The 15,870-nt window shown below is 68.5% G+C and carries 13 protein-coding genes; 12 read left to right on the top strand and 1 reads right to left on the bottom strand.

Features of this window, described 5'->3' with window-relative positions; genetic code table 11:
- Positions 1 to 229: 229 nt before the first annotated feature.
- Together KU887_RS11610 and KU887_RS11605 are read left to right on the top strand one after the other, a co-directional pair.
- Complete coding sequence (locus KU887_RS11610; protein ID WP_034201535.1) at positions 230 to 1,273, top strand: alpha/beta fold hydrolase; 1,044 nt, start codon at positions 230 to 232, stop codon at positions 1,271 to 1,273.
- 127 nt (positions 1,274 to 1,400) lie between these two features.
- Positions 1,401 to 2,156, top strand: coding sequence for a 4'-phosphopantetheinyl transferase superfamily protein (locus KU887_RS11605; protein WP_258250067.1), 756 nt, complete (start codon positions 1,401 to 1,403; stop codon positions 2,154 to 2,156).
- Positions 2,157 to 2,177: 21 nt separating this feature from the next.
- Here KU887_RS11605 and KU887_RS11600 read toward each other — a convergent pair whose 3' ends face one another.
- Entirely contained in the window at positions 2,178 to 3,098 is a 921-nt protein-coding gene (locus tag KU887_RS11600) for a glutamate/aspartate ABC transporter substrate-binding protein (protein ID WP_006497794.1), read from the bottom strand.
- A gap of 213 nt (positions 3,099 to 3,311) precedes the next feature.
- Between KU887_RS11600 and hutH the strand changes: the two genes are divergently transcribed.
- The 10 genes from hutH (at position 3,312) to KU887_RS11550 (ending at position 15,842) form a co-directional block, all read left to right on the top strand.
- On the top strand, positions 3,312 to 4,835 hold the full coding sequence (gene hutH, locus KU887_RS11595) for a histidine ammonia-lyase (protein WP_006488089.1): 1,524 nt from the start codon (positions 3,312 to 3,314) through the stop codon (positions 4,833 to 4,835).
- Between the two features lie 4 nt (positions 4,836 to 4,839).
- Positions 4,840 to 5,535, top strand: coding sequence for a histidine utilization repressor (gene hutC, locus KU887_RS11590; RefSeq protein WP_006488107.1), 696 nt, complete (start codon positions 4,840 to 4,842; stop codon positions 5,533 to 5,535).
- Positions 5,536 to 5,574: 39 nt separating this feature from the next.
- A complete protein-coding gene (gene hutU / locus KU887_RS11585) occupies positions 5,575 to 7,263 on the top strand; it encodes a urocanate hydratase (RefSeq protein WP_006488101.1) in 1,689 nt (562 codons plus the stop codon).
- A 2-nt stretch (positions 7,264 to 7,265) separates the two neighbouring features.
- Complete coding sequence (locus KU887_RS11580; RefSeq protein ID WP_006488093.1) at positions 7,266 to 7,877, top strand: HutD family protein; 612 nt, start codon at positions 7,266 to 7,268, stop codon at positions 7,875 to 7,877.
- A 4-nt stretch (positions 7,878 to 7,881) separates the two neighbouring features.
- Entirely contained in the window at positions 7,882 to 9,105 is a 1,224-nt protein-coding gene (hutI, locus tag KU887_RS11575; RefSeq protein ID WP_006488078.1) for an imidazolonepropionase, read from the top strand.
- Positions 9,106 to 9,301: 196 nt separating this feature from the next.
- Complete coding sequence (locus KU887_RS11570; protein ID WP_006488097.1) at positions 9,302 to 10,678, top strand: formimidoylglutamate deiminase; 1,377 nt, start codon at positions 9,302 to 9,304, stop codon at positions 10,676 to 10,678.
- A 59-nt stretch (positions 10,679 to 10,737) separates the two neighbouring features.
- Positions 10,738 to 11,535: an N-formylglutamate deformylase gene (hutG, locus tag KU887_RS11565; RefSeq protein WP_062884426.1), complete on the top strand. Its 798-nt coding sequence runs from the start codon at positions 10,738 to 10,740 to the stop codon at positions 11,533 to 11,535.
- A 727-nt stretch (positions 11,536 to 12,262) separates the two neighbouring features.
- Complete coding sequence (locus KU887_RS11560) at positions 12,263 to 13,069, top strand: gamma-glutamyl-gamma-aminobutyrate hydrolase family protein (RefSeq protein ID WP_006497798.1); 807 nt, start codon at positions 12,263 to 12,265, stop codon at positions 13,067 to 13,069.
- A gap of 12 nt (positions 13,070 to 13,081) precedes the next feature.
- Positions 13,082 to 14,419 (top strand): glutamine synthetase family protein, encoded by a 1,338-nt coding sequence (locus KU887_RS11555; RefSeq protein WP_006497799.1) that lies wholly within the window; start codon positions 13,082 to 13,084, stop codon positions 14,417 to 14,419.
- A gap of 28 nt (positions 14,420 to 14,447) precedes the next feature.
- Positions 14,448 to 15,842: an aspartate aminotransferase family protein gene (locus KU887_RS11550; protein WP_077200012.1), complete on the top strand. Its 1,395-nt coding sequence runs from the start codon at positions 14,448 to 14,450 to the stop codon at positions 15,840 to 15,842.
- Positions 15,843 to 15,870: the final 28 nt, after the last annotated feature.

The raw sequence follows: 15,870 nt of genomic DNA, 5'->3' as shown, positions 1-15,870 counted from the left end.
GTGACTCATGCGAACGGAGCAGCAAGATTGGTTGAGAACGCGGCACGCGTCAAGTTCAATGGAGGCCGGTTGATCGCGAATGAAGGGGCCGAGCAGGCGCCGAAGCGCCCACCGGGCCGACCGCGATGCATCGGGTCCGAATCGGCGCTGAAGCGCTCACTCGGACCGACAGCCATGCATGGGACTTCAGTAAGCGCCAAAGCGCTAATTGAGGTCGACAGGAGACACGATGACGATTTCGAACGAAGCAGGCGGGGCGGCGGCGCAGGGCAGTCGCGCGGCGGGGGCGTTGCCGCCCGAGCCCGTGACGCTGCGCGCAGCCGACGGTTACGCATTGCGCGGCCACGTCTGGCGCCATCGGGGCGGCGGCGCCGTGCGGCCGGTCACGGTGATCAATTGCGCGACGTCGGTGCGCTGCGACTACTACTTCCGCTTCGCGGCCTGGCTGTTCGCGCAAGGGCGCGACGTGCTCGTCTACGACTATCGCGGCATCGGCGGGTCGCGCCCGGCGCAGCTTGCGAAGCTGCGCGCGAACTGGCTCGACTGGGGGCGGCTCGATTGCGAGGCCGCGCTGCACTACGCGCGCGACGCGTTTCCGGGCCAGCCGCTCGATGTGGTCGCGCACAGCATCGGCGGCTGCGTGCTCGGCCTCGCGCCATCGAACGTGCATGTGCGGCATGCGGTGACCGTCGGCGCGCAGTATGCGTACTGGCGCGATTACCTGCCGGCCGAGCGGCGCCGCATGTGGTGGAAGTGGCATGTCGCGATGCCGGCGCTCGCGGCCGTGTTCGGCTACGTGCCCGCGAAGCGGCTCGGCTGGATGGAGGACACGCCGCGCGGTATCGCGCTGTCGTGGGCGCGTTCGCAGCCGCGTTTCGAGGACGGCTACATCGGCCGCGAGCTCGACGACAGCGGCGCGAGCCGCGCTGCGTTGCCGGCCCGCTTCGCGGGGCTGTCGGCGCCGATGCTCGCGATCGGCCTCGACGACGACGCGTTCGGCACGGTCGACGCGATCGAGCGGCTGGTCGGCTACTACACGGGCAGCAACGTCACGCATCTGCGGATCGCGCCGGCCGACATCGGCGTCGACGCGATCGGCCATTTCGCGTTTTTCCACAGCCGCTTCACCGATACGCTGTGGCCCGTCGCGCTGTACTGGCTGCAACACGGCGTGCTGCCCGCCGACGCGCCGGGCGCCGTGCATGCGCTGCATCCGGCTTCGCGTGGACGAGTGACGGGGAGCGGCGTGCCGGGTAGGGCCGCGAACGGGTGATCGGGGGGCAGACACGAACGCGTCACGCCGCCCCCGTTCAATTCCCGATCGTGTCGCGGCGGCCTCGGGCGGCCGCGATCGATTAACATCGGACGTTTCGTCTCACAGCACAGGCTGCCGCGCGCCGATGTCCATTCCGTCCGATTCCGCGTCTCCCGTTGAAGCGCCCCGCGCATGGCGCGTGCACGCACTCGACGTGCCGCCCGCCGCGGCGCGCGCCGGCGTGCGGGTCGCGCGCGTCGATTTCGACTGGCGCGTACCGCTCGCGTCGCCCGCGTATGCGGCGCTGAGCGGCGACGAGCGCGCACGCGCCGCGCGCTTCCTGCGGCACGAGGATGCGGTACGCAGCGCTGCGACGCGCGCCGCACTGCGCGACGTGCTCGGCGCGGTGCTCGGCATCGCACCACGAGCGGTCGCGATCGTCGTCGACGCATCGGGGCGGCCGTCGCTGGACCGCGCGCATCGCGCGTCGCTCGACTTCAACGTATCGCACGCGGGCGATCATGCGCTGATCGCGTGGGCGCCGGCAGGCCGCGTCGGCGTCGATATCGAGGGCTTCAACCGCGCGGCCGACTGGCGCGCGCTGACGCGCGAAGTGTGCGCCCTCGCGGAGGTCGCGTATCTCGACAGCCTGCCGGGCGGCACGCGCGAGCGCGAATTCATGCGGGTGTGGTCCGCGAAGGAGGCGCTGCTCAAGGCGCTCGGCACCGGCATCGTCGGCGGGCTGCGCGCGTTCGCGGTCGTGCCGCCGCGCGACGCCACGACGCCCGCGACGACGATCGTCGAGCCGGCCGCGCCTGCTGCCGGCGTCGCGGCGTTCGACGCGGCGTGGCTCGACGCGGCGCCCGGCTACGCGGCATGCGTCGCGTGGACGCGCGCGTAAGCCGGGGTCGACGCGCGGCGCTTACTCGAGCGGCGCGTCGTTCGGCGCCGCATAGCGCGCCTTGATCACGTCGCTCATCGGGAAGTCGAACGACAGCCCCTTCGGCGGCACCGGCTTCATGAACCATTTGTCGTACAGCGCGTCGATCTCGCCACTTTTCATCAACTGAACGAGCACGCCGTCGACGAGCGCCTTGAACTGCGGATCGTCCTTGCGCAGCATGAACCCGTAGGCTTCCGACGATTGCGGCGTGCCGACGAGCCGCCAGTCGGCCGGTTTCGCGGCGAGCTGGCGCACGCCCGCGAGCAGCACGTCGTCCATCATGTACGCGGCCGCGCGGCCCGATTCGAGCGTGAGGCGCCCTTCGCCGTAGTCCTTCGCGCTGATGATCTGCATGTTCATCTTCTTTTCCTCGTTCATCTTGCGCAGCAGGCGTTCGGACGTCGTGCCCTGGTTCGTCACGACCGTCTTGCCGGCCAGATCGGGGAAGTCGCGGATGCCCGACGTGGTGCGCGTGAGCAGGCGCGTCGTCGCGACGAAGAAGGTGGTCGAGAACGCGACCTGCGCATGGCGTGCGGCGAGGTTGGTCGTCACGCCGCATTCGAGATCGACGGTGCCGTTCTGCACGAGCGGAATGCGGTTCTGCGACGTGACCGGAATGAAGCGCACCTGCAGGTCGGGCTTGCCGGTGCGCGCCTTCACCGCGGCGATCACGCGCTCGCACAGGTCCTGCGAGAAGCCGATGACCTTGCCGCCCGCATCGACGTAGGAGAACGGCACCGACGTTTCGCGATGACCGATCGAAATCAGGTTGGCCTGCCGGATCTTCTCGAGCGTGCCGGACAGCGGTTCCGCGGCGACGGATGCGCCGCACGCGAGCACGCATGCGGCGACGAGCAGGGAGCGGCCGAGGCGGGCGGCGAATCGGGACGGGAAGGGCATGGCGGTCTCCAGGGCGAGTGGTGATCTGTATGTTGCCAAAAACAAAATAATTGCAACACATGTTAATTCCCGTGCGTCGCCGGCCGGCCGGGCGGGCCGCGCCGGACATCAGGGAAACTCCCGAGTCGAATTCGGTGAAAAACGGGTTGTCTAGACAAGTTGACGTGGCTACACTTCAATCCATTCCGAACTTGTCTAGACAGGATTGCTCACATGATTACGTTGACCCCCGGCCATCTGACCCTCCCGCAACTGCGCCAGATCGCACGCGAATCCGTGCAACTGAAGCTCGATCCGGCGAGCTTCGCGAAGATCGACGCCGGCGCGAAGGCCGTCGCCGACATCGCCGCGAAGGGCGAGCCGGCCTACGGCATCAACACGGGCTTCGGTCGCCTGGCCAGCACCCACATCCCGCACGACCAGCTCGAACTGCTGCAGAAGAACCTCGTGCTGTCGCACGCGGTCGGCGTCGGCGAGCCGATGGCGCGTTCGTCGGTGCGCCTGTTGATGGCGCTGAAGCTGTCGAGCCTCGGCCGCGGCCACTCGGGCATCCGCCGTGAAGTGATGGATGCGCTGATCACGCTGTTCAACGCCGACGTGCTGCCGCTGATCCCGGTGAAGGGCTCGGTCGGCGCATCGGGCGACCTCGCGCCGCTCGCGCACATGTCGGCCGTGCTGCTGGGCGTCGGCGAAGTGTTCATCCGCGGCGAACGGGCGAGCGCGCTCGACGGTCTGCGCGTCGCGGGCCTCGCGCCGCTGACGCTGCAGGCGAAGGAAGGCCTCGCGCTCCTGAACGGCACGCAGGCGTCGACCGCGCTCGCGCTCGACAACATGTTCGCGATCGAAGACCTGTACCGCACCGCGCTCGTCGCCGGTGCGCTGTCGGTCGACGCGGCAGCCGGCTCGGTGAAGCCGTTCGACGCGCGCATCCACGAACTGCGCGGCCATCAAGGCCAGATCGACGCGGCCGCGTCGTACCGCGAACTGCTCGAAGGCTCGCCGATCAACCAGTCGCACCGCGACTGCGACAAGGTGCAGGACCCGTACAGCCTGCGCTGCCAGCCGCAGGTGATGGGCGCGTGCCTGGACCAGATGCGCCATGCGGCCGACGTGCTGCTGGTCGAAGCGAATGCCGTGTCGGACAACCCGCTGATCTTCCCGGACACCGGCGAAGTGCTGTCGGGCGGCAACTTCCACGCGGAGCCCGTCGCGTTCGCGGCCGACAACCTCGCGCTCGCCGCATCGGAAATCGGTGCGCTGGCCGAACGCCGCATCGCGCTGCTGATCGACGCGACGCTGTCGGGCCTGCCCCCGTTCCTCGTGAAGGACGGCGGCGTGAACTCCGGCTTCATGATCGCTCACGTGACGGCAGCCGCGCTCGCATCGGAAAACAAGACGCTCGCGCACCCGGCGTCGGTCGACTCGCTGCCGACCTCGGCGAACCAGGAAGACCACGTGTCGATGGCGACGTTCGCCGCGCGCAAGCTCGCCGACATCGCGGACAACACGAAGCACATCCTCGCGATCGAACTGCTGGCTGCCGCGCAGGGCGTCGACCTGCGCGCGCCGTACCACACGAGCCCGAAGCTCGCGCCGGTGATGGAGACGATCCGCAGCCAGGTCGCGCACTACGAACTCGACCACTACTTCGCACCGGACATCGCGGTGATCGCGAAGCTGGTCGGCGAGCGTGCGTTCGCGAAGGTCGCGCCGTTCTCGTTCGCATCGGAACAGTAAGCCGATGAGTGCGCCGGTCTACCAGGAGATCAAGGATTTCATCCTGGCCCGCATCCATGCCGGCGAGTGGGAGGAGGGCGACCAGGTGCCGTCCGAGAACGAGCTGGCGCGCGAGTTCAAGGTGGCGCGCATGACCGTCAACCGCGCGCTGCGCGAGTTGACGGCCGAGCAGGTGCTCACGCGCATGAAGGGCGCGGGCACCTACGTCGCGCGGCCGAAGTACGAGTCGACGCTGGTCGCGATCCGCAGCATCTCCGAGGAAGTCGGCGCGCGCGGGCATGCGTACCGCGCCAGTGTGCTCGGGCTCGACACGATCCGCGCCGACGATGCCCTCGCCGACGAGATGCAGGTGGCCGTGCGCACCAAGCTGTTTCATTCGCAGGTGCTGCACTTCGAGAACGACGAGCCGGTGCAGCTCGAAGAACGATGGGTGAATCCGGCGGTCGCGCCGGATTACGCCGAGCAGGATTTCACGAACACGACGCCGAACCTGTACCTGATGCGCGCGGCGCCGCTGCAGCGCGTCGAGTACCGGATCGAAGCGGCGGCCCCGGCGCCGGAGCGGCGCGAGCAGCTGCGGATGGACGACGTCGAGCCGTGTCTGGTTTTACATCGGCGCACCTGGTCGCAGGGCGTCGTCGCCTCGGTGGCGAATCTGTGGCATCCCGGCAGCCGTTATCGCTTCACCGGGCATTTCTGATTCCTATTTGATAGTCATTTTCCTTCGGGAGCAGTCGTCATGAACCATCCGAAACACATCGATCCCCGTCTCGATCCGACGCGCACGATCCGCGCGCCGCGCGGCAGCGAGAAGACCTGCAAGACCTGGCTGGCCGAAGCGGCCTACCGGATGATCCAGAACAACCTCGACCCGGAAGTCGCCGAGCATCCGCATGCGCTCGTCGTGTACGGCGGCATCGGGCGTGCTGCGCGCAACTGGGAATGCTACGACCAGATCCTCGCGTCGCTGAAGGATCTCGAGGAAAACGAAACGCTGCTGATCCAGTCGGGCAAGCCGGTCGGCGTGTTCCGCACCCACAAGGATGCGCCGCGCGTGCTGCTCGCGAACTCGAACCTGGTGCCGCACTGGGCGAACTGGGATCACTTCCACGAGCTCGACCGCAAGGGCCTGATGATGTACGGCCAGATGACGGCCGGCAGCTGGATCTACATCGGCAGCCAGGGCATCGTGCAGGGCACCTATGAAACCTTCTTCTCGGTCGCGAACCAGCACTTCAACGGCGATCCGTCGGGCCGCTGGATCCTGACGGGCGGCCTGGGCGGGATGGGCGGCGCGCAGCCGCTCGCCGCGACGATGGCCGGCTTCTCGATGATCGCGGTCGAATGCGACGAGACGCGCATCGACTTCCGCCTGAAGACCCGCTACGTCGACAAGAAGGCGACGACGCTCGACGAAGCGCTCGCCATGATCGACGAAGCGAAGCGCACCGGCAAGCCGGTGTCGATCGGCCTGCTCGGAAACGCGGCCGACGTGTTCCCGGAACTCGTCAAGCGCGGCATCACGCCGGACTGCGTGACCGACCAGACGAGCGCGCACGACCCGATCAACGGTTACCTGCCGCAAGGCTGGACCGTCGCGCAATGGCGCGAAGCGCAGAAGGTCGATCCGCAGAGCATCGTGAAGGTCGCGAAGCAGTCGATGGCCGTCCAGGTGCGCGCGATGCTGGCGCTGCAGGAACGCGGCGCGGCGACGCTCGACTACGGCAACAACATCCGCCAGATGGCGCTGGAAATGGGCGTCGAGAACGCGTTCGACTTCCCGGGCTTCGTGCCGGCGTACATCCGCCCGCTGTTCTGCGAGGGCAAGGGTCCGTTCCGCTGGGTTGCGCTGTCCGGCGATCCGGAAGACATCTACAAGACCGACCAGAAGGTGAAGGAGCTGATCCCCGACGATCCGCACCTGCACAACTGGCTCGACATGGCGCGTGAGCGCATCGCGTTCCAGGGCCTGCCGGCGCGGATCTGCTGGGTCGGCGTGAAGGATCGCTACCGCCTCGGCCAGGCGTTCAACGAGATGGTGAAGAACGGCGAACTGAAGGCGCCGATCGTGATCGGCCGCGACCACCTCGACACCGGTTCGGTCGCGAGCCCGAACCGCGAGACGGAATCGATGAAGGACGGTTCGGACGCCGTCAGCGACTGGCCGTTGCTGAACGCGCTGCTGAATACCGCGGGCGGTGCATCGTGGGTGTCGCTGCACCATGGCGGCGGCGTCGGAATGGGCTTCTCGCAGCACTCGGGCGTCGTGATCGTCGCCGACGGCACCGCCGACGCGCACGAGCGTCTCGGCCGCGTGCTGCTGAACGATCCGGCCACGGGCGTGATGCGCCATGCGGATGCCGGCTACGAACTCGCGCAGCAGACGGCTCGCGAAGCCGGCCTGAAGCTGCCGATGCTCGGCCGCTGAGCATGACGGCGCTCGACCAGGCGCCGCTGCACGCAACGATGATCCGCGCGGCGGATCTCGTTGCGTCGCCGTGGAAGAACGGCGGTGGCGTGACGCGCGAGATCGGCGCGTTTCCGCCCGGCGCGGCACTCGATGCGTTCGCGTGGCGCGTGAGCGTCGCGGACGTCGGCACGGCCGGCCCGTTCTCGCGTTTCGACGGGATCGACCGCACGCTCGTGCTGCTGTCCGGCGCGGGCATGACGCTCGCCGAGGCGGGCGGCCCGCGGCACGTGCTCGACGCACCGCTGGCCCGTGCGGATTTCGCGGGCGAGACGGCGATCGACGCGACGCTGCACGACGGCGCGACGCGCGACTTCAACCTGATGACGCGCCGTTCGGCTGCGCGTGGCACGCTCGACGTGTGGCGCGCGGGGGCTCACCGCCTTGCGCCGGCCGATACCGTGCTGCTGTTTTGCGCGGCCGGTGCGGTGGGCGTCGACCTCGACGGCACGCACTACGCGCTGGAAGACATGGACACGTTGCGGCTCGACGGGCCGCGGCGTGCGTTTGACGTCGTCGTGAGCGGAGGCGGCGCGCTGCTCGCCGTCTCGCTTGCCGTCGGCGAACGAGACTGAACGCATGAAACCGACTGTCTGGCATCACCTGAGGCTGTGTCCGCACGGCCATCCCGACGAGACGATCGACGACGCGGCGATCGCCGTCGACGAAACCGGCACGATCGCGTGGCTCGGCGCGCTGTCCGCGCTGCCGCACGGTTATGCGCACTGGCGGCGCGAGGACCTGCACGGCGCGTGGGTGACGCCGGGCCTCGTCGACTGCCATACGCATCTCGTGTACGGCGGCACGCGTGCCGACGAGTTCGCGCAGCGCCTCGCGGGCGTCAGCTACGAGGAAATCGCGCGGCAGGGCGGCGGGATCGTGTCGACGGTGCGCGCGACGCGCGCGGCCGACGAGACGACGCTGTTCGTGCAGGCCGCCGCGCGCCTGCAGCCGCTGCTCGCCGAAGGCGTGACCGCGATCGAGATCAAGTCCGGCTACGGGCTCGACCTCGCGAGCGAGCGCAAGATGCTGCGCGTCGCGCGCCAGCTCGGCGAACGCTTCCCGGTCACCGTCCATACGACCTTCCTCGGCGCGCACGCACTGCCGCCCGAATATGCGGGGCGCGCGGATGCGTACATCGACGAAGTGTGCGACCGCATGCTGCCGACGCTGGCCGACGAAGGGCTCGTCGACGCGGTCGACGTGTTCTGCGAACGCATCGGCTTTTCGCTCGCGCAAACCGAGCGCGTGTTCGAGGCCGCGACGCGGCGCGGGCTGCCGGTGAAGCTGCATGCAGAGCAACTGTCGAATGCGGGCGGGACGGCGCTCGCCGCGCGTTACCGCGCGCTGTCCGCCGATCACCTCGAATTTCTCGACGAAGCCGGCATCGAGGCGATGAAGGCGGCCGGCACGGTCGCCGTGCTGCTGCCCGGCGCGTACTACTTTATCCGCGAAACGCAACTGCCGCCGATCGAGCTGCTGCGCAAGCACGGCGTGCCGATCGCGCTCGCGACCGATCACAACCCGGGGACGTCGCCGCTCGAATCGCTGCTGCTGACGTTGAACATGGGCTGCACGCTGTTCCGCATGACGGTGCCCGAGGTGCTGCAGGGCGTCACGCGCCATGCGGCCGCTGCGCTCGGCCGCGCGGATCGCCACGGCGCGCTCGAGGTCGGTCGCCAGGCCGACTTCGCCGTCTGGTCGGTCGGCTCGCTGGCCGAGCTGGCGTACTGGATCGGCCGGCCGCTGTGCGAACAGGTCGTACGCGGCGGCACGACCGTGTTTCGCCGGATGAACGGATAAGTTTGGCGACGGATCGGGCCGGGTCGTGACGGACCCGGTCCGGCCGACGTTTTGCATGGGACCGGACCCGGCGCAACGGCGCACTCCGGTCGATCGCCGCGAGGCAGGGGCAAGCGCGACGCGCTCACGCCTGCCGGCCGCGGCACCGGACCGGACGAGACGCTGACGCGCCTGAACCGGTCGATAAGGACTCGCAATGACCGACACCCTGTTGTTCGCGGACCATGCCTACCTGCCCGATGGCTGGCGCCGCAACGTGCTGCTGCGCTGGGACGCGAGCGGCACGCTGACCGACGTCACGCCCGACACCGACGCGCCGGCAGGCGTCGCGCGCGCGGCCGGGCCGGTGCTGCCCGGCATGCCGAACCTGCATTCGCACGCGTTCCAGCGCGCGATGGCGGGGCTCACCGAATACCGCGCGAATCCCGCCGACAGCTTCTGGAGCTGGCGCGACCTGATGTACCGCTTCGCGCTGAAGATCACGCCCGACGCGCTCGCGGCGATTGCACGCTGGCTGTATGTCGAGATGCTCAAGTGCGGCTACACGTCGGTGTGCGAATTCCACTACGTGCATCACGCGCAGGACGGCTCGCGCTATCCGCAGATCGCGGAGCTCGGCACGCGCGTGATCGATGCCGCGCGCTCGGCCGGCGTCGGCATCACGATGCTGCCCGTGTCGTACCAGTTCGCCGGCTTCGGCAACAAGCCGCCGCGCGACGACCAGCGCCGCTTCATCAACACGCCCGACGGCGTGCTCGAATTGCTCGACGCGATGCGTCGCGCGGCGCCCGAGCATGGCGGGCTGCGCTACGGCGTCGCGCCGCATTCGCTGCGCGCGGTATCCGAAAACGGGTTGCGTGCGCTGCTCGAAGGATTGCCCGACGATGCGCCGGTGCATATCCATATCGCCGAGCAGACGGCCGAAGTCGACGACTGCGTTCGCGCGTACGGCGCACGCCCCGTACAATGGCTGCTCGATCGCTTCGACGTCGATGCGCGCTGGTGTCTCGTGCACGCGACGCACGTCGACGCGGCCGAGACGGCGGCGCTCGCGAAGCGCCGCGCGGTCGCCGGGCTGTGCCTGACGACCGAAGCGAACCTCGGCGACGGCGTGTTCCCGGCCGTCGACTATCTCGCGCAAGGCGGCGTGATCGGCATCGGCTCGGACAGCCACGCGTCGGTCGACTGGCGCTCGGAGCTGCGCCTGCTCGAATACGGGCAGCGGCTCGTGCACCGCGCGCGCAACGTGCTGGCAAGCGACACGCAGGCGCACGTCGCCGATCGCCTGTTCGATGCGTCGCTCGCGGGCGGCGCGCAGGCGAGCGGGCGACGCATCGGCGCGCTGCGCGAAGGTTGTCGCGCCGACTGGCTCGTGCTCGATCCCGATCACCCGGCGATCGCCGAACACGGCAGCGCGGCATGGCTGTCGGGCATCGTGTTCGCCGAGCACGGCGAGACGCCGGTGCTCGACGTCTACACGGGCGGCGAGCGCGTCGTGAGCGGCCGCCGCCATCGCGACGAAGCCGCCGCGTATGCCGACTACCGCGCCGCGCTGGCGCAACTGCTGCGCTGACGCGCGGCAACCGGCGCACGCCGCATGCGTGCGCCGGCCGACTCTTACGGTGAGGCGACATGACTGAACAACCGGCTGTATTCACGCTGAAGCAGGGCACGTTGCCGCTGCTGATCTCGATTCCGCACGCAGGTACGCACATCCCCGACGACATCGCCGCGACGATGACGCCCGACGCGCGCTTCGTCGACGATTGCGACTGGCATCTCGAGCGGCTGTACGGGTTCGCGGCCGATCTCGGCGCGTCGATCCTCGTGCCGTCGCACGCGCGTTACGTCGTCGACCTGAACCGTCCGCCCGACAACGAGAACCTGTATCCGGGGCAGGACACGACGGGGCTCGTGCCGATCGATACGTTCGACAAGGCGCCGCTGTATCCGGCGAACGCGCTGCCCGGCAACGACGAGATCATGCGTCGCCGCGACCGCTACTGGGTGCCGTATCACGACGCGCTGCAACGCGAGATCGCGCGGCTGAAGGGCGAACACGGCCGCGTGCTCGTGTGGGAAGCGCATTCGATCCGCTCGCACGTGCCGCGTTTCTTCGACGGCCGCCTGCCGGACTTCAACTTCGGCACGTCGAGCGGCGCGAGTGCGGCGCCGGGCCTCGCGGAGGCACTGGCCGCGCGCGTGCTCGCGCACGGCGGCTATACGGCCGTCGCGAACGGGCGCTTCAAGGGCGGCTACATCACGCGACACTATGGCGTGCCCGATACCGGCGTCGAGGCCGTGCAACTCGAACTGTCGCAGATCACCTACATGGAAGAGACGCGTCCGTACGCGTACGACGAAGCGCGTGCAGCGCGGATCGCGCCGCTATTGCAGACGCTCGTCGAAACCGCACTCGCGCATCGTTGAGCATGGGCCGCGTCCATGCGGCGGCGCGGCGCGACGATGCGTGCCGCCCCGTCGGCACGTAGCAGGCAAGCCGATGCAACGCACAAAACGGCATCGATCCGCGCGGTCGATGCCATTTTTTTCGTCTGATCGATATCGTCGTCCGCCCCCGAAAAGTTGACGCAATTTTTAGGTGATATAAGCTGAATGTCAGGAAGTCGTCACGCGCGCACCGGCGGCGAGGCCCTCGACGATGGCCGTGCTACGCCGAATCCGCTGCGAGACATCTTGCTGACGTGTCGCCACGCGGCATTGCGACACGTGTCCTGTCTCCATCAGTCAGTCGAGTACGATCGTGAAAGCCGCCAGCCCTTCGATACGCCGGACCCGAAGTCCGTCGGCGGGCGCGCCGCCTCAGGCCGGGCCGAACCGGCATGCTGATCGCGGCACGCGCGCCGCCCCGTTACGCGAGCCTCGCTTCTTCGCCATTTCTCATCGCGGCCCGCGCCGCTTCAATCTCGTGACCGCGCACCTGTGCAGCGCGGTGCAGTGCGACGGCAGCGCATCGTTGTTGCCCTAGCGTCCCTTTCCGCTTCCGTCCCGGGCCGTACCGCCTGTTGCCGCGGCATCCGCGCGGCAGGATCGCGCCTGCGCCTGCGCGGCGGGATGGCACGCGCGTGCGGCGTACCCGCGAACCCGCCTCGTTGCGCGCGCAAGCATGTCGCGCGCCATTACCGGAGAGACGCCGATGCGCGCACGACCGATCGTAGCCGTCACCGCCGACCGCATCCTGCGCGGCGCCCATCCAAACCACACGGCGGGCGAGAAGTACCTCGCCGCCGTCGTCGACGGCGCCGGTGCGCTGGCGTTCGTGCTGCCTGCGCTCGGCACGCGGCAGCCGGCCGACGCGATCGTCGCGGCAATCGACGGGCTGCTGTTGACCGGCAGCTATTCGAACGTCGAACCGCATCATTACGGCGGCGCCGCGAGCGCGCCCGACACGCTGCACGATCCGGCGCGCGATGCGACCGCGTTGCCGCTGATTCGCGCGGCGATCGACGCGGGCGTGCCGGTGCTCGCGATCTGCCGCGGCATGCAGGAGCTGAACGTCGCGTACGGCGGCACGCTGCATCAGCGGCTGCACGCGACGACCGGCTTCGACGATCATCGCGAACGGCCGGCCGATCCGCTCGAGCGGCAGTACGGTCCCGCGCACGTGGTGCAACTCGCGCCCGGCGGTCTGCTGCAGCGGGTCGCGCGCGGCGCGCACGAGGCGACGGTCAACTCGCTGCACGACCAGGGCATCGCGCGTCTGGGCGCGGGGCTCGCCGTCGAAGCGAGCGCACCCGACGGGCTGATCGAGGCCGTCAGCGTGCGCGGCGCGCGTGCGTTCGCGCTGGGCGTGCAGTGGCATCCCGAATGGCGCTACGCGGAACAGCCGCTGTCGCGCGACATCTTCGCGGCATTCGGCGCGGCGTGCCGCGCGCACATGACACATCGCATTCATGCGACCGGCGGCGCGATGCCGTCGCCGGCCGCATCCGACATCGACTGAACGAGGCCGATCATGCAACCCGAACTGAGCGAATTCCTGCGACAGCACCGCATCACCGAAGTCGAGGCCATCATTCCCGACATGGCTGGCATCGCGCGCGGCAAGATCATTCCACGCAACAAGTTCGAATCCGGCGAATCGATGCGCCTGCCGCAGGCCGTGATGGTGCAGACCGTCACCGGCGACTATCCGGAGGACGGCACGCTGACCGGCGTGACCGATCCCGACATGGTGTGCGTGCCCGATCCGTCGACGATCTGCCTGATCCCTTGGGCGGTCGACCCGACCGCGCAGGTGATCCACGACTGCGTGCACTTCGACGGCTCGCCGGTCGAGATCTCGCCGCGCTACGTGCTGCGCCGCGTGCTCGACCTGTACGAGGCGAAGGGCTGGAAGCCGGTCGTCGCGCCGGAACTCGAGTTCTACCTGGTCGACATGAACGCCGATCCCGACCTGCCGCTGCGTCCGCCCGTCGGCCGCACCGGGCGGGCGGAAACCGGCCGCCAGTCGTATTCGATCGAGGCCGTCAACGAGTTCGATCCACTGTTCGAGGACATCTACGAATACTGCGAAATGCAGGGCCTCGACATCGAGACGCTGATTCACGAAGTCGGCGCCGCGCAAATGGAGATCAACTTCGTGCACGGCGACGCGCTGCCGCTCGCCGACCAGGTGTTCCTGTTCAAGCGCACGGTGCGCGAGGCCGCGCTGCGTCACAACATGTACGCGACGTTCATGGCCAAGCCGATGGAAGGCGAGCCGGGCTCCGCGATGCACATTCACCAGAGCCTGGCCGATGCGCGCACCGGGCGCAATTTGTTCGCCGACGAAGGCGGCGCCGTGTCGCCGCTGTTCCACAGCTACCTGGCGGGACTGCAGAAGTACACGCCGGCGCTGATGCCGATCTTCGCGCCGTACATCAATTCGTACCGCCGCCTGTCGCGCTTCATGGCCGCGCCGATCAACGTGCAGTGGGGCTACGACAACCGCACGGTGGGCTTTCGCATTCCGCAGTCGAGCCCCGTCGCGCGACGCATCGAGAACCGGATTCCGGGCGTCGACTGCAATCCGTATCTGGCATTCGCGGCAACGCTTGCCGCCGGCTATCTCGGCATGACGCAACAGCTTGCGCCGACCGAGCCGATCGCATCGGACGGCTACGACCTGCCGTATCAGCTGCCGCGCAATCTCGAGGAGGGCATCTCGCTGATGGCCGCATGCGAGCCGCTCGCCGGCATTCTCGGCGACAAGTTCGTGAAGGCCTACCTGGCGTTGAAGGAAACCGAATACGAAGCGTTCTTCCGCGTGATCAGCTCGTGGGAACGCAGGCATCTGCTGCTGCACGTGTGAGCGTGCGGCGCTGTTTGACGGAGAAGACATGACCGATCGAAACGAAGCTTTTTCGCCGCGCTCGACCGCCGATTTTCGCGCGCTCGACGCCGCGCACCACATCCATCCGTTCTCGGACATGGGCGCGCTCAATCGTGCCGGCAGCCGCGTGATCGTGAAGGCCGACGGCGTCTACCTGTGGGACTCGGACGGCAACAAGGTGATCGACGGGATGGCCGGCCTGTGGTGCGTGAACGTCGGCTACGGGCGCAAGGAACTCGCCGACGCCGCGTATCGCCAGATCCAGGAACTGCCGTTCTACAACACGTTCTTCAAGACCACGCACCCGCCGGTGATCGAACTTTCCGCGATGCTCGCGGAAGTGACGCCGGCCGGCTTCAACCACTTCTTCTATTGCAACAGCGGCTCGGAAGGCAACGACACCGTGCTGCGTCTCGTGCACCAGTACTGGCGCGTGCAGGGCAAGCCGCAGAAGAAATACGTGATCTCGCGCAAGAACGGCTATCACGGCTCGACGATCGCGGGCGGCACGCTCGGCGGGATGGGCTACATGCACGAGCAGATGCCGTCGAAGGTCGAGCACATCGTGCACATCGACCAGCCGTACTTCTTCGGCGAAGCGCAAGCCGGCGAGACGCCCGAAGCATTCGGCCTCGCGCGCGCGCAGCAGCTCGAAGCGAAGATTCTCGAACTCGGCGCGGAGAACGTCGCGGCCTTCATCGGCGAGCCGTTCCAGGGCGCGGGCGGCGTGATCTTCCCGCCGTCGACGTACTGGCCGGAAATCCAGCGGATCTGCCGCAAGTACGACATCCTGCTGGTCGCCGACGAAGTGATCGGCGGTTTCGGCCGTACCGGCGAATGGTTCGCGCACCAGCACTTCGGCTTCGAGCCGGACCTGATCACGATGGCCAAGGGCCTCACGTCGGGGTACGTGCCGATGGGCGCGGTCGGCATTCACGAGCGCGTCGCGCGCCCGATCATCGACAACGGCGAATTCAATCACGGCCTCACGTATTCGGGTCACCCGGTGGCAGCCGCCGTCGCGGTCGCGAACCTGAAGCTGCTGCGCGACGAGGGCATCGTCGAGCGCGTGAAGACCGACATCGGGCCGTATTTCCAGCGCCGGCTGCGCGACGCGCTGGGCGACCACCCGATCGTCGGGGAGATCGCGGGAGCGGGACTCGTCGCCGGCGTTCAGCTGGCGCGCGACCGGAGCCGGCGCGAGCGCTTCGGCGCGGACGTCGATATCGGCACGATCTGCCGCGACTTCTGCTTCAACGGCAACCTGATCATGCGCGCGACCGGCGACCGGATGCTGCTGTCGCCGCCGCTCGTGATTCGCGAGGCGGAGGTCGACGAGATCGTCGACAAGGCGAAGCGCGCGTTCGACGCGACGGCGGAGCGGGTGGGGCGCGCACGGTAAGCCGGTAGCTGCGTGCGGACGTGGGCGG

It is taken from the genome of Burkholderia sp. EMB26 (assembly GCF_024730645.1).
Classification (GTDB): domain Bacteria; phylum Pseudomonadota; class Gammaproteobacteria; order Burkholderiales; family Burkholderiaceae; genus Burkholderia; species Burkholderia cenocepacia.
This window is presented reverse-complemented; position numbering and strand designations above follow the sequence as displayed.

Bases quoted from the DNA above. Each gene is read 5' to 3' on its own strand.
- hutG (WP_062884426.1), top strand. From the start codon at position 10,738: ATGACTGAACAACCGGCTGTATTCACGCTGAAGCAGGGCACGTTGCCG.
- hutH (WP_006488089.1), top strand. From the start codon at position 3,312: ATGATTACGTTGACCCCCGGCCATCTGACCCTCCCGCAACTGCGCCAG.
- KU887_RS11555 (WP_006497799.1), top strand. From the start codon at position 13,082: ATGCAACCCGAACTGAGCGAATTCCTGCGACAGCACCGCATCACCGAA.
- KU887_RS11610 (WP_034201535.1), top strand. From the start codon at position 230: ATGACGATTTCGAACGAAGCAGGCGGGGCGGCGGCGCAGGGCAGTCGC.
- KU887_RS11570 (WP_006488097.1), top strand. From the start codon at position 9,302: ATGACCGACACCCTGTTGTTCGCGGACCATGCCTACCTGCCCGATGGC.
- KU887_RS11560 (WP_006497798.1), top strand. From the start codon at position 12,263: ATGCGCGCACGACCGATCGTAGCCGTCACCGCCGACCGCATCCTGCGC.
- hutI (WP_006488078.1), top strand. From the start codon at position 7,882: ATGAAACCGACTGTCTGGCATCACCTGAGGCTGTGTCCGCACGGCCAT.
- hutC (WP_006488107.1), top strand. From the start codon at position 4,840: ATGAGTGCGCCGGTCTACCAGGAGATCAAGGATTTCATCCTGGCCCGC.
- KU887_RS11600 (WP_006497794.1), bottom strand. From the start codon at position 3,098: ATGCCCTTCCCGTCCCGATTCGCCGCCCGCCTCGGCCGCTCCCTGCTC.
- KU887_RS11550 (WP_077200012.1), top strand. From the start codon at position 14,448: ATGACCGATCGAAACGAAGCTTTTTCGCCGCGCTCGACCGCCGATTTT.
- hutU (WP_006488101.1), top strand. From the start codon at position 5,575: ATGAACCATCCGAAACACATCGATCCCCGTCTCGATCCGACGCGCACG.
- KU887_RS11580 (WP_006488093.1), top strand. From the start codon at position 7,266: ATGACGGCGCTCGACCAGGCGCCGCTGCACGCAACGATGATCCGCGCG.
- KU887_RS11605 (WP_258250067.1), top strand. From the start codon at position 1,401: ATGTCCATTCCGTCCGATTCCGCGTCTCCCGTTGAAGCGCCCCGCGCA.